At 65.2% G+C, this 22774-nt stretch carries 27 protein-coding genes and 1 pseudogene; 11 read left to right on the top strand and 17 right to left on the bottom strand.

All coding sequences use genetic code 11. The annotated features are described in order from the left end of the window. Nucleotides 1-21 precede the first annotated feature (21 nt). Nucleotides 22-483 (bottom strand): NfeD family protein, encoded by a 462-nt coding sequence (locus tag J7I92_RS07105; RefSeq protein ID WP_214838859.1) that lies wholly within the window; start codon nucleotides 481-483, stop codon nucleotides 22-24. A gap of 122 nt (nucleotides 484-605) precedes the next feature. After that, nucleotides 606-1457, bottom strand: coding sequence for a methyltransferase domain-containing protein (locus tag J7I92_RS07100; RefSeq protein WP_214838856.1), 852 nt, complete (start codon nucleotides 1455-1457; stop codon nucleotides 606-608). A 130-nt stretch (nucleotides 1458-1587) separates the two neighbouring features. Between J7I92_RS07100 and J7I92_RS07095 the strand changes: the two genes are divergently transcribed. Further along, the gene (locus J7I92_RS07095; RefSeq protein ID WP_214838854.1) at nucleotides 1588-3645 is read left to right on the top strand and encodes a S9 family peptidase; all 2058 of its coding nucleotides are present in this window, start codon (nucleotides 1588-1590) and stop codon (nucleotides 3643-3645) included. Here the strand turns inward: J7I92_RS07095 and J7I92_RS07090 are convergent. Both J7I92_RS07090 and J7I92_RS07085 read right to left on the bottom strand, forming a co-directional pair. After that, nucleotides 3642-4316, bottom strand: coding sequence for a peptide deformylase (locus J7I92_RS07090; protein WP_214838852.1), 675 nt, complete (start codon nucleotides 4314-4316; stop codon nucleotides 3642-3644). The genes J7I92_RS07095 and J7I92_RS07090 overlap by 4 nt on opposite strands. 9 nt (nucleotides 4317-4325) lie before the next feature. Further along, nucleotides 4326-5240, bottom strand: a complete 915-nt coding sequence (locus tag J7I92_RS07085) for a hypothetical protein (RefSeq protein ID WP_251039545.1) — start codon at nucleotides 5238-5240, stop codon at nucleotides 4326-4328. Between the two features lie 57 nt (nucleotides 5241-5297). Between J7I92_RS07085 and J7I92_RS07080 the strand changes: the two genes are divergently transcribed. Beyond that, nucleotides 5298-5720 (top strand): nuclear transport factor 2 family protein, encoded by a 423-nt coding sequence (locus J7I92_RS07080; RefSeq protein ID WP_214838850.1) that lies wholly within the window; start codon nucleotides 5298-5300, stop codon nucleotides 5718-5720. 29 nt (nucleotides 5721-5749) lie between these two features. On the opposite strand, the gene J7I92_RS07075 is transcribed toward J7I92_RS07080, so the two are convergent. From J7I92_RS07075 to J7I92_RS07065, 3 genes are read right to left on the bottom strand one after another with little or no spacing between them, the layout of a single operon-like run. After that, complete coding sequence (locus tag J7I92_RS07075; RefSeq protein ID WP_214838848.1) at nucleotides 5750-6886, bottom strand: NAD(P)/FAD-dependent oxidoreductase; 1137 nt, start codon at nucleotides 6884-6886, stop codon at nucleotides 5750-5752. Next, nucleotides 6879-7589 (bottom strand): class I SAM-dependent methyltransferase, encoded by a 711-nt coding sequence (locus tag J7I92_RS07070; protein WP_214838846.1) that lies wholly within the window; start codon nucleotides 7587-7589, stop codon nucleotides 6879-6881. The genes J7I92_RS07075 and J7I92_RS07070 overlap by 8 nt, the downstream gene beginning before the upstream one ends. Then, nucleotides 7589-8830 (bottom strand): type III polyketide synthase, encoded by a 1242-nt coding sequence (locus J7I92_RS07065; RefSeq protein ID WP_214838845.1) that lies wholly within the window; start codon nucleotides 8828-8830, stop codon nucleotides 7589-7591. The genes J7I92_RS07070 and J7I92_RS07065 overlap by 1 nt, the downstream gene beginning before the upstream one ends. A 160-nt stretch (nucleotides 8831-8990) precedes the next feature. Between J7I92_RS07065 and J7I92_RS07060 the strand changes: the two genes are divergently transcribed. Further along, a complete protein-coding gene (locus tag J7I92_RS07060) occupies nucleotides 8991-11381 on the top strand; it encodes an excinuclease ABC subunit UvrA (RefSeq protein ID WP_214838844.1) in 2391 nt (796 codons plus the stop codon). Nucleotides 11382-11414: 33 nt separating this feature from the next. Here the strand turns inward: J7I92_RS07060 and J7I92_RS07055 are convergent, their stop codons facing one another. Beyond that, complete coding sequence (locus J7I92_RS07055) at nucleotides 11415-12221, bottom strand: dihydrofolate reductase family protein (RefSeq protein WP_251039544.1); 807 nt, start codon at nucleotides 12219-12221, stop codon at nucleotides 11415-11417. A gap of 130 nt (nucleotides 12222-12351) precedes the next feature. Here J7I92_RS07055 and J7I92_RS07050 point away from each other — a divergent pair, with 130 nt between their 5' ends. The 3 genes from J7I92_RS07050 to arr all read left to right on the top strand — a co-directional run bounded on the left by J7I92_RS07050 (nucleotide 12352) and on the right by arr (nucleotide 14549). Further along, nucleotides 12352-12522: a hypothetical protein gene (locus tag J7I92_RS07050; RefSeq protein WP_214838843.1), complete on the top strand. Its 171-nt coding sequence runs from the start codon at nucleotides 12352-12354 to the stop codon at nucleotides 12520-12522. Between the two features lie 81 nt (nucleotides 12523-12603). Continuing rightward, nucleotides 12604-14106 (top strand): MFS transporter, encoded by a 1503-nt coding sequence (locus tag J7I92_RS07045; protein WP_251039543.1) that lies wholly within the window; start codon nucleotides 12604-12606, stop codon nucleotides 14104-14106. 17 nt (nucleotides 14107-14123) lie between these two features. Further along, entirely contained in the window at nucleotides 14124-14549 is a 426-nt protein-coding gene (gene arr / locus J7I92_RS07040) for an NAD(+)--rifampin ADP-ribosyltransferase (RefSeq protein WP_214839087.1), read from the top strand. Nucleotides 14550-14618: 69 nt separating this feature from the next. Here the strand turns inward: arr and J7I92_RS23790 are convergent, their stop codons facing one another. From J7I92_RS23790 to J7I92_RS07030, 3 genes are all read right to left on the bottom strand, one after another. Next, nucleotides 14619-14930: a dihydrofolate reductase family protein gene (locus J7I92_RS23790; protein ID WP_311380185.1), complete on the bottom strand. Its 312-nt coding sequence runs from the start codon at nucleotides 14928-14930 to the stop codon at nucleotides 14619-14621. A gap of 15 nt (nucleotides 14931-14945) precedes the next feature. After that, nucleotides 14946-15251, bottom strand: coding sequence for a hypothetical protein (locus tag J7I92_RS23785; RefSeq protein ID WP_251039542.1), 306 nt, complete (start codon nucleotides 15249-15251; stop codon nucleotides 14946-14948). A gap of 156 nt (nucleotides 15252-15407) precedes the next feature. Then, the gene (locus J7I92_RS07030) at nucleotides 15408-16079 is read right to left on the bottom strand and encodes a DNA alkylation repair protein (protein WP_214838842.1); all 672 of its coding nucleotides are present in this window, start codon (nucleotides 16077-16079) and stop codon (nucleotides 15408-15410) included. Between the two features lie 137 nt (nucleotides 16080-16216). Here J7I92_RS07030 and J7I92_RS07025 point away from each other — a divergent pair, with 137 nt between their 5' ends. Then, complete coding sequence (locus J7I92_RS07025; RefSeq protein ID WP_214838841.1) at nucleotides 16217-16801, top strand: 5-formyltetrahydrofolate cyclo-ligase; 585 nt, start codon at nucleotides 16217-16219, stop codon at nucleotides 16799-16801. Between the two features lie 37 nt (nucleotides 16802-16838). Here the strand turns inward: J7I92_RS07025 and J7I92_RS07020 are convergent, their stop codons facing one another. The 4 genes from J7I92_RS07020 to J7I92_RS07005 form a co-directional block, all read right to left on the bottom strand. Beyond that, complete coding sequence (locus J7I92_RS07020) at nucleotides 16839-17498, bottom strand: cyclodeaminase/cyclohydrolase family protein (protein ID WP_214838839.1); 660 nt, start codon at nucleotides 17496-17498, stop codon at nucleotides 16839-16841. Nucleotides 17499-17547: 49 nt separating this feature from the next. Next, nucleotides 17548-17868, bottom strand: a complete 321-nt coding sequence (locus J7I92_RS07015; protein ID WP_251039616.1) for a LysR substrate-binding domain-containing protein — start codon at nucleotides 17866-17868, stop codon at nucleotides 17548-17550. Nucleotides 17869-17879: 11 nt separating this feature from the next. Continuing rightward, a complete protein-coding gene (locus J7I92_RS07010; protein ID WP_214838837.1) occupies nucleotides 17880-18176 on the bottom strand; it encodes a putative quinol monooxygenase in 297 nt (98 codons plus the stop codon). Between the two features lie 97 nt (nucleotides 18177-18273). After that, nucleotides 18274-18750 (bottom strand): VOC family protein, encoded by a 477-nt coding sequence (locus J7I92_RS07005; protein ID WP_311380184.1) that lies wholly within the window; start codon nucleotides 18748-18750, stop codon nucleotides 18274-18276. Between the two features lie 188 nt (nucleotides 18751-18938). Here J7I92_RS07005 and J7I92_RS07000 point away from each other — a divergent pair. Further along, nucleotides 18939-19544, top strand: a pseudogene (locus tag J7I92_RS07000) (LysE family translocator); the annotation flags it as partial. Nucleotides 19545-19589: 45 nt separating this feature from the next. Here J7I92_RS07000 and J7I92_RS23780 read toward each other — a convergent pair. Beyond that, nucleotides 19590-19958, bottom strand: coding sequence for a VOC family protein (locus J7I92_RS23780; protein WP_251039541.1), 369 nt, complete (start codon nucleotides 19956-19958; stop codon nucleotides 19590-19592). A 123-nt stretch (nucleotides 19959-20081) separates the two neighbouring features. Between J7I92_RS23780 and J7I92_RS06995 the strand changes: the two genes are divergently transcribed. Then, nucleotides 20082-20498: a DUF3054 domain-containing protein gene (locus J7I92_RS06995; RefSeq protein WP_214838833.1), complete on the top strand. Its 417-nt coding sequence runs from the start codon at nucleotides 20082-20084 to the stop codon at nucleotides 20496-20498. An 83-nt stretch (nucleotides 20499-20581) separates the two neighbouring features. Beyond that, nucleotides 20582-20863, top strand: a complete 282-nt coding sequence (locus J7I92_RS06990; protein ID WP_028269180.1) for an Lrp/AsnC family transcriptional regulator — start codon at nucleotides 20582-20584, stop codon at nucleotides 20861-20863. Between the two features lie 51 nt (nucleotides 20864-20914). Here J7I92_RS06990 and trpD read toward each other — a convergent pair whose 3' ends face one another. After that, entirely contained in the window at nucleotides 20915-21973 is a 1059-nt protein-coding gene (gene trpD, locus J7I92_RS06985) for an anthranilate phosphoribosyltransferase (protein ID WP_214838831.1), read from the bottom strand. 112 nt (nucleotides 21974-22085) lie between these two features. Between trpD and J7I92_RS06980 the strand changes: the two genes are divergently transcribed. Further along, the gene (locus J7I92_RS06980) at nucleotides 22086-22760 is read left to right on the top strand and encodes a heme-copper oxidase subunit III (RefSeq protein ID WP_251039540.1); all 675 of its coding nucleotides are present in this window, start codon (nucleotides 22086-22088) and stop codon (nucleotides 22758-22760) included. The last annotated feature ends 14 nt before the right edge of the window (nucleotides 22761-22774 follow it).

Below are 22774 nucleotides of genomic sequence, written 5' to 3'. Positions count from 1 at the left end.
CGGCCGGACAAAGTGTGCGTCTTACTGAATGGCCGTTTCGGGCTGCGGTGCCACAACGGCGGTGGCTCCGTCGATGGCGGACACCACCACGCGCTGCCCGGCGTTGAGGACTCCGGCCTCCGAGCGTGCGCTCCAGACGTCGCCGCCGATTTTGACCAGGCCCGAGGTGGTGCTGACGGTCTCCATGACCAGCGCGGACTCGCCGATGAGGCGGTCGATGTTGCTCCGCTGTTCCGCGGGGCCTTTCTTCAGGTGTTTCAGCGCCACGGGGCGAACGAACACCACCATCAGCAGGGAGACAACACAGAAGACCACGATCTGCAGCCAGAACTCGGCGCCGGCGAAATCGGCCAGCAGCCCGGCCAGCGCCCCGCCGCCGAGCATGATGAAAAAGAGGTCCAGCGTCAGCATCTCCACCACCGCAAACGCCAGGAATACCGTGAGCCACAATGCCCACCAGTTCTCGCCAAGCCACTCAAACATGCGTTCCCCCTTGGACCGCGGAGCTGCGGAAGCAGGCCCCCGCTTAGTGTCCTTCCATCGTAGACCGAAGCTGCGGGGCGCAGGAGGCGGCCGTCTGGCACGCCCTGAAAGTAGCCAAGTCGTTATGCGGACGGCTGCTTCACGGGCTCGAACACACTGATCCGGAACCGGGCCGAGACCTTGGTGGCCGGGGGCAGCCCGGCAATGGTGGCCTCCAGCCCGTCCCGTTCCAGGTGGTGGCCGGCGGGCCCCATCAGGGCGAGGTTGCCGACGTCGACCGGTTCCAGTTCCAGCTCCAGGTCGAGGTCCCGGGTGGAATGCGCGGTGAAATGTCCTTCGAGGGAGGCGGCGAGCCGTTCCTCCTTGGCGGGTTCAATGCCCAGCATGCCGGTCTGTCCGGCGATCTCCCCAAGGTGGCCCGGACGCGGGGTCACCACAACGAAGCGGCCGCCGGGGCGGAGCACCCTGGCGAATTCTGCGGCGTTCCGCGGGGCGAAAACCACCATCACGACGTCGACGGCGGTGTCCGCGACCGGAAGCGGTTGCCATACATCGCTGACCAGGTTGACGGCGCCGGGATTCAGGCGGGCAGCGCGGCGCAGCGCGAACTTGGAAATGTCCAGTCCGACGGCGGCCGCGGGAACCGCCGCCAGCAGAGTGTTGAGATAGTGGCCGGTTCCCGTTCCGGCGTCGAGCACTGCCGCGTGCGGTCCCTGGAGAGCAGGCATTGCCAGCTGCGCCACCGCGTCGGCCAGGGGCTGGTAGTGGCCACGGGAAAGGAAGTCGAAGCGGGCCGCCACCATGGCCGCGGTATCAGCTTCGAAGACGGTTCCCTTGCCCACCAGAAAGTTAAAGTAGCCCTGCCGGGCCGCGTCAAAGCTGTGACCGTCCGGGCAGGTCAGCCGGTCGGCGCCGAGGGTCAGACTGGTCCGGCACACGGGGCACAGCAGGGAACGGACGGCGTCGGGATGCATGGATCCAATCCTAGGGCCGCCGTCCCGGCCGCCCTTAATCCGGTGCCCTTGCTGTGCTGGCCGGACGGGGGGCCCCACGAGCTGCGTGAGGTGTTTCACACACCATGCTGCAGCCGTTAGGCTCACAAGCGTGAAACCTGATCAACTGCCCCTGCTGAAGTCCGTTTCCGCCCCGGCCGTGCACCCTGACGGCAGCCGGGCCGTTGTGTCCGTCGTCCGTCCCGACTTCGATGCCGACAGCTATGTGGGACAGCTGTGGAACGTCCCGCTGGAGCCGGACAAGCTGCCGCGCCGGCTCACCCGCGGTTTTCGCGACACGGCCCCTGCTTTTTCGCCCGACGGGCTGGTCCTGGCGTTTCTGCGGGCAACCCCGGACGGGAACCCGCAGCTTCACGTCGTGGAGGCTGCCGGCGGCGAGCCCCAGCTCCTGACCGACGCCAAACTCGGCATCTCCTCCTTTGCCTGGTCCCCGGATTCACGACACATAGTCTTCGGAGCCAGAACGCCCGACGACGGCAGATACGGAACGCTCGACGGCGTCTCCGCCGGCCGGGAGGATGCACGGTTTATCACGGACTACAAGTACAGGATGAACAGCGTCGGATATACGGCGGACAAGCCCGTCCAGCTCTATATCGTGGAGGTCCCGGAACTGGACGAGGAACCACGGGTGGCGCCCGCGGGGCGCGCGCTGAAAGCCCGAAAAGCCGAGGCCGGCAGCGAGGATCCGGATTCTGACGCGGCGTCACCCGCAGCTCTGCTCCCGCCGGCGCGGCAGCTGACGTTCGCAGCGACAGACCACAACGGTGCATCGTTCAGTGCCGACGGACACTCCGTGTATTTCATCGCCTCCCTTCACGAAAACAGCGATTTCGACCTGGAAACCGGCGTCTACCGGGTACCCGCCGCGGGCGGACCGCCGGAACCCGTCAAGGCCGCCAACAGCGGGCGGCAGACGGTCACGGCCGCACGGCAGTCCGCAAATGGAAGATGGCTGTTTTTCACTGCCCAGGATCTTGGCGAGTCGGGCCAGGACTTTGTCGCGAAGAACACTGCGGTCTACGTCATGGCTGCGGAAGGCGGGGACGCCACCGTCCTCAGCGACGTGGAAACGATGGACGTCACCGGAAACGGTGACAGCCTGGAACTCCGCGGCCCTGACTCGGTGCTGGTGCTCAACAACGCACAGGGCACGGTGGAACTGCTGCAGTTCGGTGCCACCGGTGACCACTCACTGCTGGTTCACGGCGACCGGGTGGTCACCGGGGCAGCATCCGCGGGCGGGGCCCTGGTGGTCAGTTTTGCGGACGCGGCCACGGCCGGGGATCTTGCCGTCCTGGAAGACGGACAACTACGGCTGTTGACGGATTTCTCCGCCGAACTGCGGCTTCAGGCCGAGATCGTCGAGCCGCGGGAGCTGACCTTCGATTCGGCGGACGGCTACCCGGTGCACGGCTGGCTGGTGATGCCGCCCGGGAAAGGGCCGCATCCCGTGCTGCTGAACATCCACGGCGGCCCGTTCTCGCAGTACACCGTGGCCCTGTTTGACGAGGCGCAGGTGTACGCCGCCGCAGGTTATGCGGTGCTCATGTGCAACCCGCGGGGATCCTCCGGGTACGGGCAGGCCCATGGCCGGTCCATCAAGGAAAAAATGGGCACGGTGGACATGCAGGATGTGCTGGCCTTCCTGGACGGCGCCCTGGCCAAGTTCCAGGAGCTGGATGGCAAGGCCCTGGGGATCATGGGCGGTTCCTACGGCGGCTATCTCACCGCGTGGACCATCAGCCAGGACCACCGCTTCAAGGCCGCCATTGTTGAGCGCGGCTTCCTGGATCCCGTGAGCTTCATCGGTTCCTCCGATATCGGCTGGTTTTTCGGCGGGAAATACACCGGCACCTCGGCCGAACAGATGGCGGCGCAAAGCCCTATGGCCGCGATCGGGAACGTCAGGACACCGTCGCTGGTCATCCACAGCGAAGATGACCTGCGCTGCCCGGTGGAACAGGGCCAGCGCTACTTCACAGCGCTGAAGCAGCAGGGAGTTGAGGCGGCCTTCCTGGTGTTTCCGGGCGAGAACCATGAGCTGTCCCGGTCCGGCACGCCCCATCACCGCAAGCAGCGCTTCGAGGGGATTCTGCGCTGGTGGGCCCGCTATCTGCCCTCCAAGGCGAATCCGGGGAACGGCTAGCTGGTTTGCGGTTTGTCCGGCAGGAAGCCCAGCTCCTGCCGGGCCAGCCCGATGTCCGGGTGTGCCCACCGGGCCGCGTACTCTGCGTTGTTGCTCAGCGAGCGCAGCTCGGCCCGGTCGATGTAGAGGATTCCGTGCAGGTGGTCGGTCTCGTGCTGCACGATCCGCGCCTGCCAGCCGGAAAACTCCCGCTGCCGCGCGGTTCCATGCGGGTCGGTGAAGTCGAGCCGCACGGACTCGTGCCGTGAGACCACGGCCTGAAGTCCGCTGAGCGACAGGCAGCCTTCGTAGAATTCGGCCGTTGCGGTGCCCAGCGGAGCGTACGACGGGTTGAGGATCGCGAAGAACTCCAGCGGAGACCGTGATCTGACGGCGGACGTTTCGGCGTCGACGTCGTACTGGTCCTCAAGGACGGCCAGCTGCAGGGAGATGCCCAGCTGGGGGGCCGCCAGGCCGACTCCCGGCGCGTCGTGCATCACCGCCCGCATCAGTGCGATCAGCGCGTCAAGCTCGACGGTTTCCAGCTGTCCGTCGTACAGGGCCGCCCGCTGGCGCAGCACGGGATGGCCCGCCTGGACAATGGGGGGAAGCGTGCCGGCGGCCAGGATTTCCCGGACTGTTTCCTGGATCCGGGCGGCGCTGAACGGCGTGGGTTTTGCGGCATGAAGCATGGGAAAAGCCTAGTGCGCTCTGCAGGCCGCCGTGACGAACTGGTACAGCCGGCCCTTCAGTTCGGGGCCGGCGGCAACTTTAAGCACACCATTGCGTTCGCCCACCTCAAGGCGCAGCGGCAGCAGCGTGCCCACCTTGTCTTCGGCCACGGCATGCGGATCGCACCGCGCGGGACGGATGCGAAGACGCACCTCCTGGTCGTCCCCGCCGGCAACAACCGTAACCCCGCGCGGCCAGGGGGCTTCCGGCGCTTCGGCAAGAAGGGTGGTTCCGTCGATGCTTTCGATGGTCAGCGAGCGGGGTGTTCCGGTGCCGGTATCGAGGGGCCTGACCTGCAGGCGTACGACGGCGGTGCGGCCGTCCGCGGCAACCTCAAGTTCCGGGGCCAGGCCGATGACGGCAACCTGCTCCGTCTCCTGGGCCAGGCAGAGCTCGGAGTGGTTCCGTGTCAGCACTCCGTAGGGGTCGGGTGCGGTCAGGTGCTCCTCGCTGAGTGTTGAGTCGCGGCGGACGGAGACCTTCACCTCGGCCGGTGCCGGGCCCGCCCCGGTTTCGCCGGGTCCGGTTGCAACCCCGGGATCATCGCAGGAGGGGGCAGGCAGCTTTGCGGGCAGGCTCTTGGCCTGACCGGGCGGCACCTCAGTTCCCGCCTGCTCCGTCTGCCAGGCAATCCCTGCCGGGAACAGGGGGCTCGACACTTCGGCGCTGAGCACCGTGACCGGAGCGGCCGAGGTGTTGCTCAACTGGATCTCGATGATCTGCGTGCTGTAGTTGTCCCTGAACTGATTGAGTTCGGCAGTAAGCGGGACGGGCGCCTGTGAATCGGCGCCGCAGCCCTGCACCGCTGCGCCGGCCGCCAGTACCGCCAGGACGACGACGGCCGCGGCGGGCCGCCGTCGCCTCATCAGCAGGACGCCGTTCATGCCAGCAGTCTAAAGCCATGGCACGGCCGCGCATGGGCAGTGGGCTACCCTCTTTCCATGACTGAACAGGCTTCCATCACTGAACCGGCACCGCTGGACTGTGTCCTGGGATTTGTACGCGCCATCGAGGCCGGCGGCGGGGCCGCTGAAGTGGAGAGCTTCCTTGCCGAGGACTTCACCCTGGTCGAAGCGCCGCACCTGCTTGCTCCGGAAGGGTCCACGCGCAGCCGCCAGCAGGTGCTGGCGGGCGCCGATCAGAGCAGGCAGGTGGTGTCCGATCAGCGCTTCGACATTAGGCGGACCACCTGCGAAGGCGGCCGCGTGGTGCTGGAAGTGGACTGGTCCGCCACGCTGCTGGTGAATCTGCGCTATTGGGACGCCGGCGAAACCATCCGGGCCCGTACCACCTCCGTCTTCGAGGTCCGGGACGGCCGCATCGCCAGCCAGGACAGTTACGACTGCTACTTCACCGGCGACTAGTTCACCGGCGAAGCCGGTGCTTGGTGACCCTAATGCATGGTGAACCGGGCCGCCACGCGTGAATTGATGGCCGGCGTGCCGCCTGCGAATCCGATCAGCCGGTTCCGGACATGCCAGAGCGGCGTGGGCAGCGGCCGGCCCAGCGCCATGTTGATTTCGGCCTGCCGGGAAGCCCTCGCGGCGGCCTGCAGCCGGTGACTTTCAAAGCAGGCCAGGTCCCGCTCCGTGGCACGCTGTCCCAACCGGCTGAGGATGAGCGGCGCCAGTTCAGCGGCATCCAGCCAACCCAGGTTCATTCCCTGGCCGCCGATGGGGCTGATTTCATGGGCGGCGTCACCGATGAGCGCTGTTCGCCCGCGGACCATGCGTTGGGCCAGGCGTGAGCGGACGCCGAACATGCTCAGCATCGAGTTGCTGCCGGCATCAACGGCTATTCCGGTCCGTTCCCCGACCATATTCGCCAGGGAAGCGGCCGTCGGCGGCTCCGTCCCGGCTGCCGGCAGTCTCGCCACCCAGCGCCGCACTCCTCCCGGCAGCGGGAAGGACTCCACGATCCCCGGGCGTTCCAGGAACAGCGCTGCGTCGGCGCCGAAGGCGGTGCTGTCGGCGAAGTCTCCCATCAGGTATGCGTCGGGATATTCACGGAACGTGGCCGGGACGCCCAGCAACTGCCGCACTGTAGAGCGGACACCGTCCGCGGCCACGGCCAGTGCGGCGTAAATCCGGGCTTCCTGGCCGGCGGTGACGACGTCGACCGCCACCGTGCCGCCGTCGTCGTGCAGTCCTGTCACGGTGACTCCGCGCTGCAACGAGCCGCTGTCAAGCTCCATGACGCGCCGCTCCAGGACGGCTTCCGTACGCGCCTGCGGAAGCGACAGCACGAACGGGTAGCGGCCGGACACGCCATCGAAGGACATCGCCGCCACTTCCGCGCCGCCCCCGATGGCAAGGCCGCGCCGGATCTGAACGCCCCCGGCGGTCAGGGCGGCCGCCACCCCGACGCCGTCGAGTGCTTCCAGCGACGGCGGATGGATTCCGATCGCGCGGGAGTGCGGGTTCGGCTCGGCGCGCTGTTCCAGGACACGGACCGATACGCCGTGCTGCAGCAGGAGGGCCGCCATGAACAGACCAACGGGTCCGCCGCCCACCACGACGACGTCAATCACCGAGTCCAGTCCTGTCCAGAGTGAGCAGGTTCCGGAAGGGGGAGCGGCGCGCAACGGCCCAGCCCGGGGGAGCGGCGGCCTGTAGTTCCGCGGTGGTGTAGCTTCGGCGGATGGAGGTGAGCCCGTCTTCCCTGATGTAGGAACCGGGGAACGGCCAGGACGCGGCGTAGAACAGGGCGTAGGCGGCGGGGCTGCGGCGGATGTCGTTGTGGATGACGGTGCCGCGCGACAGGAGGGCTGATTCGGCGAGGAACTGCGGCAGCTCTGCCGTGCCCAGATGGTGCAGGACATGGTTGGACATCACGATGTCGTAGCGCCGCCCTTCCGCTGCCAGGTCGGCCGTGGACGCCTGCCGGAATGTCACTCCCTTGGCCTTCCTGTGGCGCACCGCGAACCGGAAGGCGCGCGGGTCCGGGTCAATGGCGGTGATTTCCAGCCTCAGCCTGTCCCGGGCCGCCCACGCAGCCAGCAGGACCGGCACGTCGCCGCCGCCACAGCCGATATCGAGCAGGGTGGTCACCTTGGTGGCCGACAGTGCGGGCCTGAGGAGCGTCCGGTAGATTCCGCGCCATCCGGACACGGCCCTGTTGACCACCGGAAACTGCGCGTACGTCCGGTTCAGGCGCGCCGGATCGCACTCAGGACGGTCCATTTCCTCAACCGCATGGACGTCACGTTGGCGCAGGAGTCCCAGGGCGGTCATCAGATGAGTGACGCCTCAGTCCGTGCCGCGGCCTCCTGGTTTCCGGGGTCGTTCGTTCCGGCGCCGTTCCGGGCAGCCGACCGGGTGTCTGCGTTTGATGGTTCCGTCAGCGGTGCACGCACCTTGGTGAACATCGCCGTCTCCACCGTGAGGCCTGGGCCGAACGCCATCGAACAGATGCGTTCGTCGCCGTCACGCGGCGGGAGTCCTGCAATGTGCTTGAGGACAAAGAGCACGGTGGCGCTGCTCATGTTGCCGAAGTTACGGAGGGTTTCACGGGCGGGCACCAACTGCTCGTCCGTGAGGTCCAGCCGGGACTGCACCTTGTCCAGGATGCTCCGCCCGCCGGGGTGGATGGCCCAGTGGGTGATGTCCCGGTAGGGGAGTCCGCGCAGCGATTCCTCACGGGAGAGCAGCGGTTCGAGTGCGCCGATGATGTGCTCGTCAATGATGTGCGGGACGTAGTTGCCCAGCACCATTTCGAAGCCCTCGTCGCCGATGTTCCATGCCATGGATTCCTCGCCGACGGGCGTGAGCACGGTCTCGAAGTGGTCCAGCTGCAGCAACGGGGTTCCTTCCGGAATGTCCCTGGCGGAGACGACTGCGGCTGCGGCGCCGTCGGCAAAAAGGGCCGAGCCCATGATGGTGTCCGGGTCGTTGGAGGTGCGGACATGGAGGGAGCACAGCTCGGCGCAGACCACCAGGACAACGGCGTCGGGGTCCGCCTCACAAAAGGACTTGGCGGCACGCAGTGCCGGAAAGGCCGCGTAGCAGCCCATGAATCCGAGGTGGTAGCGCTGCACGGCCGGATTCAATCCGAGGGCCCGGACGATTTTGTAGTCCGGGCCGGGGTTGAAGAAGCCGGTGCAGGAAACCGTTACCAGATGCGTTATGTCAGCTTCCTCGATGCCGGGGCAGGCATCCAGCGCGGCCTTGGCGGACTCCACAAAGAGCTTGGTGGCTTCGCGGCCGAAGATGTCGTTCCGGACCTTGGTGCTGGGACTCAGCACCAGGCCCGTATCCGGATCAAAGAACTGCGGAGCATCCGCGCGGCTATCCTTGGTGAGTTCGGCGACAGCCGTATACCTCGTGTCGATGGCTGCGGAATCGAAACACGTCTGAACCAGCCGGGAACCCAGCCTGGTCAGGCCGGGCTGGGCCGCGAAGACGTCGCGGGCTTCAGACTGAATGAGTACGGTGGGCGGGACAGCAGTTTCCAGGGACCTCAGGTAGACCGTCATGGTTCATTCTCAGTGAGCTTTGCTGTTTAAGACAATGGGGGCTACCGAACAGTAGAAAACTTCGTCCGGGCCGCGCCGGGACCCCGGGGCTGGTTAGATGGAGCCAGACGATGCCGACGGCATGACGGCAGGCTGCCCCCGACCTAGAAATGGAGACACGATGAGCATGGCCACCCAGACGGACTCGCAATTACAAGCGGAGCACCTCGCCGACAGCCACGACCTGATCCGCGTGCAGGGCGCCCGCGAGAACAACCTCAAAGACGTCAGCCTGGAGATCCCTAAGCGCCGGCTGACGGTATTCACGGGCGTCTCCGGCTCCGGCAAGAGCTCATTGGTGTTCAGCACAATCGCCGCTGAGTCGCAGCGGATGATCAACGAAACTTACAGCGCCTTTGTGCAGGGTTTCATGCCCAACCTGGCCCGGCCCGACGTCGACCTTCTTGAAGGCCTCACGACAGCGATCATCGTGGACCAGGAGCGGATGGGCGCCAACCCCCGCTCTACCGTCGGGACCGCCACTGACGCCAACGCGATGCTGCGCATCCTCTTTAGTCGGCTGGGCCAGCCGCACGTCGGCCCGCCCACGGCATTCTCTTTCAACGTCCCCACGCGAAAGGCCAGCGGGGTGATGAGCACCGAGAAGAGCGGCAGGGTCGAAAAGAGCGTGGTGCAGAACGCGGTCTACCTGGGCGGCATGTGTCCGCGCTGCGAGGGTATGGGTACGGTCTCCGACTTCGACCTCACTGCGCTGTACGACGACAGCAAATCGCTCGGAGAAGGTGCCCTGACGGTGCCGGGTTACAGCATGGACGGCTGGTACGGCCGAATCTTCAGCGGTGCCGGCTTCAACATGGACAAGCCCATCGCTAAGTTCACCAAAAGGGAAATGCAAGACCTTCTCTACAAGGAGCCAACCAAGATCAAGGTCGAGGGCATCAACCTCACGTACGAAGGCCTCATCCCGAAGATCCAGAAATCGATACTCTCCAAGGACGTCGACGCGATGCAGCCCCACATCCGGGCTTTCGTGGAACGCGCCATCACGTTCCAGGCCTGCCCCGAGTGTGACGGCACCCGGCTCAGCCCGGAGGCCAGGTCCTCGAAGATCGAGGGCAAGAACATCGCCGACCTGTGCAAGATGCAGATCAGCGACCTGGCCGCGTGGGTCCGCGAGCTCAGCGAGCCTTCGGTCGCGCCGCTGCTCAAAGGCCTGCAGCACCTGCTCGACTCGTTCGCCGAAATCGGTCTGGGCTACCTGTCACTCGACCGGCCGGCCGGCACGCTGTCCGGGGGAGAGGCGCAGCGCACCAAGATGATCCGCCACCTCGGCTCGTCGCTTACCGACGTTACGTATGTCTTCGACGAACCCACTATCGGCCTTCACCCGCACGACATCCAGCGGATGAACAACCTGCTGCTCCAGCTGCGGGACAAGGGCAACACCGTCCTCGTGGTGGAGCACAAGCCCGAGACCATCTCCATCGCGGACCACGTCGTCGATCTCGGCCCCGGCGCGGGCACCGGCGGCGGCACGGTGTGCTTCGAAGGAACCGTGGACGGGCTGCGGGGGAGCGGCACCGTCACCGGCCGCCATTTTGACTACCGGGCGAGGCTCAAGGACTCGGTGCGTTCCTCTTCGATCGTGCTGGAGGTCCGGGGCGCGTCGACCAACAACCTCCGCGATGTCGACGTCGACATTCCTCTCGGGGTGCTGTGCGTGCTCACAGGCGTGGCTGGTTCGGGCAAAAGTTCGCTGATTCACGGCTCAGTTGCGGGCCGGGACGGCGTGGTGGTGATTGACCAGGGCGCGATCCGGGGCTCGCGGCGCAGCAATCCGGCGACGTACACAGGGCTGCTCGAGCCGGTCCGCAAAGCGTTCGCGAAGGCCAACGGCGTGAAGCCGGCACTGTTCAGCTCCAACTCAGAAGGTGCCTGCCCCACGTGCAACGGCGCGGGCGTGATCTACACCGACCTCGGCGTTATGGCCACCGTAGAGTCCACCTGCGAAGACTGCGAAGGAAAGCGGTTCCAGGCGTCGGTCCTGGAATACACGCTGGGCGGCCGCAACATTGCCGAGGTGCTCGCCATGCCGCTCACCGACGCCGCCGTGTTCTTTGCTGACGGTGACGCTAAGACGCCGGCAGCCCACAAGATTCTTACCCGCCTGATGGACGTCGGGCTTGGCTACCTGAGCCTGGGGCAGCCGCTCACGACGTTGTCCGGCGGCGAGCGGCAGCGGCTGAAGCTGGCCGCCCAGATGGCTGACAAGGGCGACGTCTACGTCCTGGACGAGCCGACCACAGGCCTGCACCTGGCTGACGTTGAGCAGTTGCTGGGTTTGCTGGACCGGCTGGTCGACTCCGGCAAGTCAGTGATTGTGATCGAGCATCACCAGGCCGTTATGGCGCATGCGGACTGGATCATTGATCTTGGTCCCGGCGCAGGTCATGACGGCGGACGCATCGTTTTCGAGGGCCCGCCGTCCGATCTCGTCGCTGGGCGTGCGACGCTCACCGGCGAGCATCTGGCGGCGTACGTCAATCCCTGAGTGACTCGGCGCGAACGGACACTTGGGGCCCTTTCAACAGGGCCGCAAGTGTCCGTTCGCACACAACAGGAAGCGGCTCCCGCATCCCCTTCCGGCCACCCTGCTAGAACGCCGATAATCTACATTATGTAAAGTAAAGGAAGAGGGGCCCGCCCCAACCGGCCACATAGGCTCCCAAGCTGACATGCCATTCGCCGAGTCTCGGGGCCGCCCTCCGTGAGTGTTGCAATGACGCCCTTCGCAGTGCGGACTTTCCGCGTATTTCTTGATCTCGTAGCGCAGAAGTACCACGCCGTTCTCGAACGGGGTGGCCGCGGCCAGCTTCAGGATTTGCCGGTCCTCGAAAATGCGCGTTCCCTTGCCACGTGACGCGGGGCAGACCAGCATCCGGACTTCGTCGACGGCGCCGGCGTCCATCAGGGAATGCATGAGTCTCAGGCTCCCCCACAGCCAGATGTCCTTGCCGCTCTGCTCCTTGAGCTCCAGGATGGTGGCCGCCGGGTCGCGCGCTAGGACCACGGCGGGAAAGTCGCCCCAGGGCGCGTCATCCAGCTTCGACGAGGCGACGAACTTGGTGAGGTTGTTGAGCTTCTCGCCGTACTCCCCCTCCTCGTCGGCGTACGGCCAGTAGCCTACGGACTGGACGTAGGTATTTGCCCCGAGCATCATCGTGTCGACCGAGTCGATGAAACCCATCACACTTGCCTTGAACGCAGGGTTGGTGGTCTCGGAAAGGGGCTCCCCTGACACGAAGCTGAGACCGCCGTCCTCCCCCGCGGCGATGTTGTCGTGGTGGAGGACCTCGCTGCTGCTATCGCGTTCTTCGTCGACCTGCGGCAATACGCCTTCTATTGCAGGCCATCGCCCTGCCATGATTTCAAGTAGACCGGATTCATCTTCCCTGGCGACGGCACGCGGGCCATCATTGAGTTGCCAACGTGGGTTGTGGACTCACAGATCGGAGAAGATCATGCTTAGGGTCCTGCTGTGCAAGCTGAACATCCGACACGAATGGCATGTCGAACACACCGAAGACGGCAGCCTCTACAAGCGCTGTCTGCGCTGCGGCAAAGATGACGATCGCGGTGGCGCCGGGACCGGCGCCCCCGGAACGTGGGCCGGGCCTGCCGGGATGGGTTAGTACGGCTATTGGCATCTTTGCGACTTTTTGACCCGGCAGTCATCGTGTCCGCGCTTACAAATTGTCAGTACACTGGGACGCATGACCGAGCAGGAACCGGCCCTGCCCAGGGCCGCTGCTGCAGCTGCCGGCGACAGCGCGGGCTTCCCCAAGGACGCGGCCGTCAGCTCCGGGGCGGTCGAGGAGGGCGAGGCTGCGCTCCTGTCTGATCCCGAGGGCGTCGACACGTCCTTGCGCAGTCCGGCACAACGGTCCCGCACCTTCGCCGGGATTTTGGTGAACACCGCCTTCGCCAATGTTACGACCAGCTATCTGTGGTTCGCACTCACGTTTTGGGTGTACCTGCAGACACGCAATGTCATAGCCACCGGGGTGGTAGGCGGCGCTTACATGCTGTTGATCGCCCTTTCGAGCATCAGCTTCGGCACGTTCGTGGACCGCTACCGCAAACTCGCGGTGATGCGCTTCGCTGCTGGCTTCACTCTGGTGATGTTCGCGCTGTCCGGGGTGATGTTCCTACTGACACCGGCCGCCCGACTGCTGGATCTTACAAAGCCGTGGTTTTGGGTCTTCATGCTGATCATCCTGGTCGGTGCCGTGGTGGAGAACATGCGCAACATCGCGTTGTCCACGATGGTCACCATCCTCATTGAGCCTGACCGGCGGGCCAACGCCAACGGGCTGGTAGGCATGGTGCAGGGCCTGATGTTCATCGTCACCTCACTGCTCTCCGGCCTGTCGGTCGGATTGCTGGGCATGGGCTGGACCATCGTCGTCGCCGTGGTGCTCACGACGCTGGCATTCGCGCACTTGCTCGCCCTGCGTGTGCCTGAGGAGGTCCGCGCGGCCTCCACGGACGCTCACGGCGGTTTCGACCTTCGCGGCTCCGTCGCTGCCGTGCTTGCCATAGCCGGATTGTTCGCGCTCATCCTGTTTTCCACGTTCAACAACTTCATCGGCGGCGTCTACATGGCGCTGATGGATCCGTACGGCCTGGAGATGTTCTCCGTGGAGATGTGGGGGGCCGTCTTCGCACTCGGCTCCACCGGGTTCATCGTGGGCGGCGCGCTGATCGGCAAATTCGGGCTCGGCGCCAACCCCCTTCGCACCATGCTTATCGCCGTGATCGTCATGGGGTTCCTCGGTGCGGTGTTCACGCTGCGGGAGTGGGCCTGGCTGTACGTCGCCGGCATCTGGCTGTACCTGGTCCTGATACCCTTCGTGGAGGCCGCCGAGCAGACTGTCATCCAGCAGGTTGTGCCCCTGCCCCGCCAGGGCAGGGTCTTTGGTTTCGCCATGGCATTCGAGTCTGCGGCAGCGCCAATCACTGCGTTCCTCATCGCGCCGGTCGCCCAATTCTGGATCATCCCGTACGCGCGGTCCGCCGAAGGAGCCGCCCAGCTTGCCCCCCTGCTGGGCGAGGGCACTTCCCGCGGCATCGCCCTGGTATTCCTGGTCGCCGGGATCATCATGATCGCCGCCGCACTGCTGGCCTTCCTGACCCCGGTCTACCACCGGGTCTCGGCGTCGTATGCGCAGTCGGCTGCAGAGGTGCCGGATGGGCCGGTGCGGAAAACCTCTTGATCGTGCAGACTCAGCAGATGAACCTTGCCACCAATGCTGACAACCGTGACTCCGGACCCTACTACCACGGCACTAGAGCTGACCTTAATCCCGGAGACCTCCTGGAACCGGGCCACACCTCCAATTACGGCGGGCAGAGGATAGCGAACTTCATCTACTTGACGGCAACCCTGGATGCGGCCATCTGGGGAGCGGAATTGGCTGCGGACAAAGGCCCCGGCAGGATCTACTGTGTGGAACCCACAGGCGCCATCGAGGACGACCCCAACCTGACGGACAAGAGATTCCCGGGCAACCCGACGAAGTCTTACCGCACCCGGCAGGCACTGCGAGTAGTCAGCGAAGTCCTGGACTGGGAAGGCCACCCCCCTGATGTACTCCAAGCCATGCGGGACCATCTCGACGAGCTCAAGCGGCTGGGCATCGAGGCAATCAACGACTGAATGCACCAATGAACGACCCCGCACGAGGATTGCCTGAGACGCTGCGCGGCGATGTCTGGCCAGCGGCAGCTAAAACACTTGGTCTGGCTCGACAGTGGACGCTGCATACTCCGGACGCCCGAGAGGCCGATACGTCTGAATGATGATGCCCCCGGACGTGCTCCGCGAGCTGATTAGCTCGAGCGCCATGTCGGGACCGGAATCGGGGAACAGCCGTGTGCCTTGGCCGACGACGACCGGATACGTGACCAGGTCGAGCTGGTCGACCAGTCCGTTGGCGAGCAGCCACCGGACGAGGGCACCGCTGCCGGGCACCAGCAGTTCGCCGTCGTGATTCGCCTTCAGATCACCGACGGCAGTTGCGAGGTCGCCATGCAGCACAGTTGTGCCGGCCCACTACGGGTCGCCGAGAGTGGTCGATACCAAGTACTTGAGTCTGCTGTTCAGCGCGGCGGCAATAGGGTTGGTGGTGGGATCGGCCATCGCTCCCCAGTACCCGGCGAAGATCTCATACGTCCGCCGGCCGAAGAGGAACGCAGCTGCGCGGCCGTAGACCTGGTTGAGATAATCCCCGGTTTCGGTGTCGAGAAGCGGTATGGCCCACCCGCCGCGGTCGAAGCCGCCGCTCCGATCCTCGTCAGGTCCGCCCAACCCCTGCATGACGCCATCCACTGAGACGTTGGTCGTGGTCGTCAACCTCATGTTGTGCCACCTCGTCGAACAACGGCCGCGGCCCCTCCTGGATCCGCGCTACATGGTACACACAAGCACACTTGCGGGAGCCGCGCGAGGGCCACCCACTCCCCTATGCGCCCCGGGCTTGGTGCGGTCCAGCTGCCGAAAAAGGGGCGGCGGCCATCAGGCCCCGGGTTGCCTGCTCACCATTTTTTTGATCCAGACCGGCGCGAACGGGGACGTGCAGTTCGGCGGGGTCGGATAGTCCTTGAGCACCTCCAGGCGTTCGCCGATGTCGATCGCGCGCGCCCTGTGCTCTGCATGCTCGATCCCGATCTGTGCCAGCGTGTGGTTCATCGCCCACTGCAGGCGGTCCGGGGCGTCCTTCATCTCCGCCTCTATCGTGTCCAGCAGCCCGGACAGGTCGAGTCCCGCAGGCTTCTTCACAACCCGTTCAGTGGTCAGCGCCCAGCCGGCACTGGCGACCACCTGGTCAGGATCCGCGGTCCACGCCACGCGCAGCTGTTCGGCGTGCGGGCTCTTCTTGACCACATAGTTCACCAGCCAGTCATGCACCTTGGGCGCGCGAGCCTGACGGAGCATGGCGTCCAGCTCGTCGCGTTGGAACGCCTTCGGCCGGCAGACCAACAGTGCCAGCAGCCGCGCCGCTGTGTCGCCCGTGCCCCACAATTCGCGGGCCAGTTCCTGCTGCGTCTTTAGCCGCTTCGCTACCGCGCGCAACTTGGAGAGGTTCACGCCGTGGTCGTCCCCGCGCTTCTCGTTTGCCTCGCGCATCTTCGGTTCGTCCAGCGCGGCCAGCTCGGCCATCACCGCCTCTAACGTCGCCTCCGACATGGCTACCTCCTGGTCACTCGCCTACGGGGTGAAGTGTACGGGCGCTCGGGGACGACTTGGTCGCTTCGGGCGCTGATGTCCATCCGCCCGTCGCCCGAAACCGTGCGCGCCACCGGAACTACAGCTAATGTCGTGGCATGGTGACTGACGCTCTGGCAAGGAATGCGAAGGCGAACCTTCGCGCTGAGGTTCGCCGGCGTCGTCGGGCGCGGAGCGCAAGCGTACGGGAGACAGCGACGGGGGCCCTGACGGAGAATCTGATCGCACTGGTCCGTCGCCGGGGACCTGCCTTGCTGGGCTGCTACCTGTCAGGGGCAGATGAACCCAACACGCGGCCGTTCCTGAGCTGGGCTGCCGCCAACGGCGTGGATGTTCTCGTTCCGGTGAGCAGACGGGACGGGCTCCTGGACTGGGTGCATGCCCGTGGCGGTGCCGAACAGCCCGGCCTGTTCGGCATTTCGGAAATGGTCGGCGAAGTGGTGGAAGCGGCCGTGTTCCAGAGTGTCGATCTGCTGCTTATTCCGGCGGCCGCGGTGGACGATTCCGGAATGAGGATGGGTTGGGGCCGAGGGTACTTTGACCGGGCCCTGGCGTCGCTGGAGGAACAGCCACCGGTGTTCGCGCTGGTCTACGACGACGAGCTGGTTGAATCGGTCCCGCGTGAGAGCCACGACAAGCCTGTCGTTGGGGTTGTCACGCCCAGCCGGATCCATGAATTCTGACCCTCCGCTGCTCACCGCCCGGAAGTTGCGCGTGCTATCAGGCGGCGTCGGTTGGCGCGGCGCGATGATCTATCCCGGCAGTCAGCCTGTCAATCCGGTCCAGTGCGGTGTTGAGATCCTCAACCGTGGACCACAACTCCGGATGCTCCTCCCGGACCTGTTCGAGTGTGGCGCCTGCCGAGGTGAGCGCCGCCAGATCGAAACTCACGTTGGTCCGCGCCCCGGTCACCGCTGCCCTCAGGGCACCGAACGCGACGACGATATCGGCAATGAGCGCAGGGTTGCCGTTGGCAGCAAGCCATCCCAGATCGCCAATGGCGTCCATGGCGCGCTCGCCGAGGACGGCTGATGCCCGGGCTGCATCCACGGATGCCCGCCGGATCGCATCCTCCCGCTCCGCCCCCGGTTCCAGCCGAAACGCGGCCCCGAAGGCTTTGGACGCCGACGCATCGTCGTCGGCCAGTTGAAGAGCGACTTCCCGCAGCGAACGTGCCCGGGCTTGAACACTGGCTAGTTCGTTGCGCTCGCCGTCGCCCGCTTCTGTATATCCGGCAACCATCGAGGTCAGTGATGCGGCGACGGCAAGCATCACTCCTGTCCCGGCGCCGCCGCCCGGCGAACCGACGGACTCCGCCAAAGCCCGCGTCCAATCCTCGACCGTCGAACGCTGGGTTGTAATCGCCTCCGGATCATCCATGACACCCAGTGTGCCCTTAAGGTGCTTCATCTGCGACCGGACACCCGCTTCAGAGCAGCCCGACCACGTCGTTGTCCACGCCCTGCCCGGGGACGGCACACGCGACGAAGTGTTCGACGAGCGGCTCCTGGCTACCCAAACGCACCACCACGGAGGGCTCAACCAAGTCGACGCGTTTCCGCAGCTCCCGCCACACACGTCCACGCGGCTGCTGCCTGACCGAGGATTCGGGAGCGAGTGTCACTCCGAGCCCGCAGCTGACCATCGCCAACTGGGAGTTGATGGAATTGGCGTAGTGCTGGGCCTCGGGGCTTAAGCCGGCCTGGCGGCACGCCGCGGGCCCCCGGCCAGCGGGACGGGCACCAAACAGAACTAGGACAGTCAGCCGATGGTCGCTGCCTCATCCAGGGTGTGCGGCTCAAAGTGCTCCAGCATTTCTCGCATGCCCTCATAGGCCTGGGTGAAGGCACCCGAGGCCCGCCAGCGTTCGACCTGTTCGGGCGATTCCCACGGACCGGTGCTGATGAACCTGTTGGGAACATCACGGTCGTGCATCAGCACCGCCTTGGCCTCTGGAAACTCCTCCTGGGTCTTTCTGGCCAGCTCGCGCCAGGCCTGCAGAAAGTCGTTCTCCCGGCCGGGCTTCACCAACCAGATCCCAAGCGTGTAAACAGACATCGCAAGCGCCTCCAAACCATGGTCAGGGTAAGTAGTCCCGATTATCGTCCGGTTGACCTTGGCAGGGTAGGGCCAGTTGGCATGTGGTTCCTCCCCCTCAGGATCCGTCGTAGGCGGCCTGGAGTTCGCTGATCTGCAGCTTCCGCATGCCGAGCATTGCCTGCATGGCCCGCTGCGCCCCTTCGCGGTCCGGGCCGCCCAGCAAGCGGCTCATGACTGACGGCACAACCTGCCATGACACTCCGAACTTGTCCTTCAACCAGCCGCACTGGCTTTCTTCTCCCTCCGCCGTCAGTGCCGACCAGTAGCGGTCCACTTCTTCCTGGGAGGAGCAGTCGATCACAAAGGAAACAGCCTCGTTGAACCTGAAGGCCGGTCCTCCGTTCAGCCCCATGAATTTCCGGCCCTCGATTTCGAATTCGACCGTCATGACCTGACCGGCGGGACCCGGCCCGCCGTCGCCGTAACGTGCCACGTTGAGGATCCTGGAGCCGTCGAACACCGAGACATAGAATTCAGCCGCTTCCTCGGCCTGGGTATCGAACCACAGGCAGGTTGTGATCTTCTGGCTCACTTGATTCCTCATCTCCCTGGTGCGCCGGAAGGGACGTCCGACGGCGGTGCTTCGGTTGCGTTTGCGAGCCTAGCCCCGGGTGATGCCGGGCACAATGCCGCCCGGCAAGGCGCGCTGCCCTTGCGGGAGGGCTGAACCGCCGCGGGCCTGCCCCGGCAGCCAGGATCCGTCTCCGGTTACCATCGACTGTGAGCGTTTCGGAATCCTTGCTGCAGTTCGCCCTCGTCGCGGCTCTCCTGACTGTCATTCCCGGACTCGACACCGTGCTGGTGCTCAGAACGGCTATCAGCCGTGGAAGGCGCCCCGCCTTTTCGACGGCGGCCGGGATCTGCACGGGCACCGTCGCCTGGGGCGTGGCTGCCGCAGTAGGGGCATCGGCGCTGCTCGCTGCCTCGGAGGCAGCCTTTACTGTGCTGAAGGTCGGTGGCGCCTGCTACATGGCATGGCTGGGCATCTCAATGTTCATCGGCACATTCAAAAGCGCCCCGGCAAGGGCGAAAATACAGCCGGCCGGCGGGAACGCACGTGGAGCGTACCTGACCGGCGTGACCACCAGTCTGCTCAATCCCAAAGTGGGCGTTTTCTACATGGCCATGATCCCGCAGTTCCTGCCACAGGACGTCCCGCCCCTCCTCATGGGGATCCTGCTCCCGCTGGTGCACAACGTGGAAGGCATGCTCTGGTTCGCCGGAATCATCCTGGCCACGCAATATGCCCGCCGCTGGCTCCAATCCCCGTCGGTGAGCACGGCCACCGACCGCACTGCCGGCGTCGTACTCGTTGCCTTTGCTGCCAAGATCGCGGCCAGCAAGAACTGGACGGGCTTTCGGTGCACCCACTCAGCCCGGCAACTGGCTGACCAGACCCACTGTATTGCCTTCGCTGTCGCGGATGAAGGCCATCCATTCGTCCGTTCCGGCCGGCCCCAGGTGGCCATCTGTGTGGCTGAAGATCACGTGCGGCTCGGCCACGATCTCCACTCCCCTGCCCCTGAGCTCCTGGACTGATGTCCGGACGTCGGGCACGGACAGGTAAAGCAGCGACGACGGCGCCCCGGCCTCAAGCAGCAGCCGGACACCGTCGAGGTCAAAAAACAGCAGCCCCGGCGGATCGAAGAGGGCAAGGGCCTCGGTACCTAGGAGCGCCGAATAGAATTCGGCCGCGCGCCGAAGGTTGCTGGCATGTTGGGCGATCTGAACAAGTCTCATACTGTTCTCCCGATGCGGCTGGGACGTGACGCGGGGACAATCAGCCCGCGGACACAGTGTACGGCCCGCCCCCAATGGAGGCGGCAGGTCGTGCGGGCCTTCATCCGGAACTACTGTGGGGATATGCCTTCCCGCACGAACACCGCCCCCGCCCCCGCTTCCGCCAAAACATCGGCCGCCGTTGCCGCCACCGCAGACGCAGCACTGATCCTGACGTTCGCCGCCATCGGCCGGGACGCCCATCAGCGCGGAGACGTGATAGCCGGCGTCCTCCTGACCGCCTGGCCGTTTCTGGCCGGAGCAGCAATTGCGTGGCTGGTTCTGCGGCTGTGGCGGGCACCGCTGAGCGTGTGGCCCGCGGGTGTTGCCGTGTGGATCGGAACCGTTGCCTTGGGCATGCTGCTGCGGGCATTGACCGGGCAAACAGTGGTCCTGCCGTTCGTTATTGTTGCCCTGCTGAGCCTTGGCATTTTCCTCGTCGGCTACCGGCTCATCCTTGCCGGAATCCATCGGCTCGCAGGCCGCCGGCGGCGCCGCTGATGCATGCCCGGATGTACTAGGCTGGCAACACACAGCAACGCCTGCCGTTCCCGCAACGGCGCCCCCGATCCGAAAGGTCAAGAGTGATCACCGCATTCGTCCTGATCAAGACAGACGCCTCGCGCATTCCGGAAACGGCAGAGGAAATTTCCGCAATTCCGGGCATCAGCGAGGTCTACTCAGTCACAGGGGAATGGGACCTGATTGCTGTGGCGCGCGTGGCAAAGCACGATGAACTGGCGGACGTCATCGCGGACAAGCTGTCCAAGGTTCCCGCCGTTGTGCACACCACAACGCACATTGCGTTCCGCGCCTACTCGCAGCACGACCTGGATGCAGCCTTCGCGCTGGGCTTCGAGCAGTAACCAGGCGTTGAGCAGTAACCGGGCTTTGAACAGTAACGCGACAGGACGGCCTTAGCCCTGGGTCAGGGCCACCCACTTCTCCAGCACCGACGCCGCGGCGCCTGAATCGATGGACTGCTCCGCCCGCTTCAGCGCCGCTGCCATGCGGCCGGTTAGCGGCCCTTCGGCGTCGACGTCGAACGCCACAAGGCCCGCCGCGGCATTGAGCAAGACAGCGTCCCGGGCCGGGCCGGCTCCCCCGGACAGGACATCGCGCACGACGGCGGCATTGGCGGCGGCGTCTCCGCCACGGAGTTCCTCCACCGTCGCGGGACGGATGCCCAGATCCTTCGGATCGAAAGTCTGCTCAGTCACTTCGCCGCGGCGGATCTCCCAGACAGTGGACGGACCGGTGGTGGTCAGTTCGTCCAGCCCGTCGCTTCCCCGGAACACCAGCCCGCGGCTGCCCCGCTTTGCGAGGACCCCGGCAACCAACGGGGCCATGCGTGCGTTGGCAACACCAACCGCGGACGCCTGGACACGGGCGGGGTTGGTCAGCGGACCGAGGAAGTTGAATGCCGTGGGGATGGCGAGTTCCCGGCGGGGTACGGCCGTGTGCCGGAAGGACGGGTGGAACACCTGCGCGAAGCAGAATGTGATTCCGGCCTCTTCGGCGTTCCGGGCCACGCGGTCGATGGGGAGGTCCAGCCTGACCCCGAGCGCTTCCAGCACATCGGCCGAGCCCGACGACGAGGAGGCAGCCCTGTTGCCGTGCTTGACCACCTTCGCCCCGGCTCCGGCGCAGACGAGCGCGGCCATGGTGGAGATGTTGACGGTGTTCAGCTGGTCGCCGCCGGTGCCCACGATGTCCAGCTTCTCACCGCCGATTTCGACGGGATTCGCGTGCGCGAGCATGGCCTCGACGAGGCCGGCGATCTCGTCAACCGTTTCCCCCTTGGCCCTCAAGGCCACCAGGAATCCGGCAATCTGTGCAGGCGTGGCTTCGCCGGACATGATCGTGTCCATCGCCCACTCCGTGTTGTCAGCCGTGAGGTCGCTACCGTTGATCAAGGCCGAAATGATCCGCGGCCAAGTGTTGCCGGCTGCCTGTGCTGATGCCTGTGAAGTCACCTCCTGATGCTATCGAGGCGTGCACCCGGATGACCAATATGAACCGGTCCGGGAACTTTTCCGCGCGATTTCGCGTCTTTGTAGAAAAAGTCCCCGCAAAAGGCGGTTTGCATTGGGCAGGAGGAACTTTTACAGACATAATGTCTATGTGACATCTGCGACCCATGCCCCCAGTACCCCGGCGCACCCGACGCTGAACCGCCCGAATATGGTTTCCGTAGGAACCGTTGTGTGGCTGTCCAGTGAGTTGATGTTCTTCGCCGGTCTCTTCGCCATGTACTTCACACTCCGTTCGACTTCCGGACAGATGTGGGCCGAGGAGACAGCAAAGCTCAACTTCCCCTTTGCGCTCGTAAACACCATCGTCCTCGTGGCAAGTTCATTCACTTGCCAGATGGGCGTATTCGCCGCTGAGCGGCTCCAGCCGCGCCGCACCGGCGGCCCCCTTGCATTCACGCGTTGGGGAATGAACCAATGGTTCGCCCTAACCTTCCTGATGGGCTCATTCTTCGTAGCCGGCCAGGCCACTGAATACGCCATGCTGGTTTCGGAGCATGTGTCGCTGTCGTCGAACGCTTACGGCTCCGCCTTCTACATGACCACGGGCTTCCACGGCCTGCACGTCATCGGCGGCCTCATCGCCTTCCTCTTCATCATCGGCCGTTCGTTCGCCGCCAAGAAGTTTGGTCACTTCGAAGCCACCTCCGCGATTGTCACCTCGTACTACTGGCACTTCGTCGACGTTGTGTGGATCGGCCTTTTCCTGGTCATCTACGTCCTCAGGTAGCCCTGACTTGACTC

Origin of the sequence: Arthrobacter sp. ISL-72 (assembly GCF_018613755.1) — a bacterium.
Lineage (GTDB): Bacteria > Actinomycetota > Actinomycetes > Actinomycetales > Micrococcaceae > Arthrobacter.
This window is presented reverse-complemented; position numbering and strand designations above follow the sequence as displayed.

Excerpts from the sequence above, each read along its gene's own strand:
- J7I92_RS07105 (WP_214838859.1), bottom strand. The coding sequence starts at position 483 with ATGTTTGAGTGGCTTGGCGAGAACTGGTGGGCATTGTGGCTCACGGTA.
- J7I92_RS07100 (WP_214838856.1), bottom strand. The coding sequence starts at position 1,457 with ATGCATCCCGACGCCGTCCGTTCCCTGCTGTGCCCCGTGTGCCGGACC.
- J7I92_RS07090 (WP_214838852.1), bottom strand. The coding sequence starts at position 4,316 with ATGCTTCATGCCGCAAAACCCACGCCGTTCAGCGCCGCCCGGATCCAG.
- J7I92_RS07085 (WP_251039545.1), bottom strand. The coding sequence starts at position 5,240 with ATGAACGGCGTCCTGCTGATGAGGCGACGGCGGCCCGCCGCGGCCGTC.
- J7I92_RS07080 (WP_214838850.1), top strand. The coding sequence starts at position 5,298 with ATGACTGAACAGGCTTCCATCACTGAACCGGCACCGCTGGACTGTGTC.
- J7I92_RS07070 (WP_214838846.1), bottom strand. The coding sequence starts at position 7,589 with ATGACCGCCCTGGGACTCCTGCGCCAACGTGACGTCCATGCGGTTGAG.
- J7I92_RS07065 (WP_214838845.1), bottom strand. The coding sequence starts at position 8,830 with ATGACGGTCTACCTGAGGTCCCTGGAAACTGCTGTCCCGCCCACCGTA.
- J7I92_RS07060 (WP_214838844.1), top strand. The coding sequence starts at position 8,991 with ATGAGCATGGCCACCCAGACGGACTCGCAATTACAAGCGGAGCACCTC.
- J7I92_RS07050 (WP_214838843.1), top strand. The coding sequence starts at position 12,352 with ATGCTTAGGGTCCTGCTGTGCAAGCTGAACATCCGACACGAATGGCAT.
- J7I92_RS07045 (WP_251039543.1), top strand. The coding sequence starts at position 12,604 with ATGACCGAGCAGGAACCGGCCCTGCCCAGGGCCGCTGCTGCAGCTGCC.
- arr (WP_214839087.1), top strand. The coding sequence starts at position 14,124 with ATGAACCTTGCCACCAATGCTGACAACCGTGACTCCGGACCCTACTAC.
- J7I92_RS23785 (WP_251039542.1), bottom strand. The coding sequence starts at position 15,251 with ATGAGGTTGACGACCACGACCAACGTCTCAGTGGATGGCGTCATGCAG.
- J7I92_RS07030 (WP_214838842.1), bottom strand. The coding sequence starts at position 16,079 with ATGTCGGAGGCGACGTTAGAGGCGGTGATGGCCGAGCTGGCCGCGCTG.
- J7I92_RS07025 (WP_214838841.1), top strand. The coding sequence starts at position 16,217 with ATGGTGACTGACGCTCTGGCAAGGAATGCGAAGGCGAACCTTCGCGCT.
- J7I92_RS07020 (WP_214838839.1), bottom strand. The coding sequence starts at position 17,498 with ATGGATGATCCGGAGGCGATTACAACCCAGCGTTCGACGGTCGAGGAT.
- J7I92_RS07010 (WP_214838837.1), bottom strand. The coding sequence starts at position 18,176 with ATGTCTGTTTACACGCTTGGGATCTGGTTGGTGAAGCCCGGCCGGGAG.
- J7I92_RS23780 (WP_251039541.1), bottom strand. The coding sequence starts at position 19,958 with ATGAGACTTGTTCAGATCGCCCAACATGCCAGCAACCTTCGGCGCGCG.
- J7I92_RS06995 (WP_214838833.1), top strand. The coding sequence starts at position 20,082 with ATGCCTTCCCGCACGAACACCGCCCCCGCCCCCGCTTCCGCCAAAACA.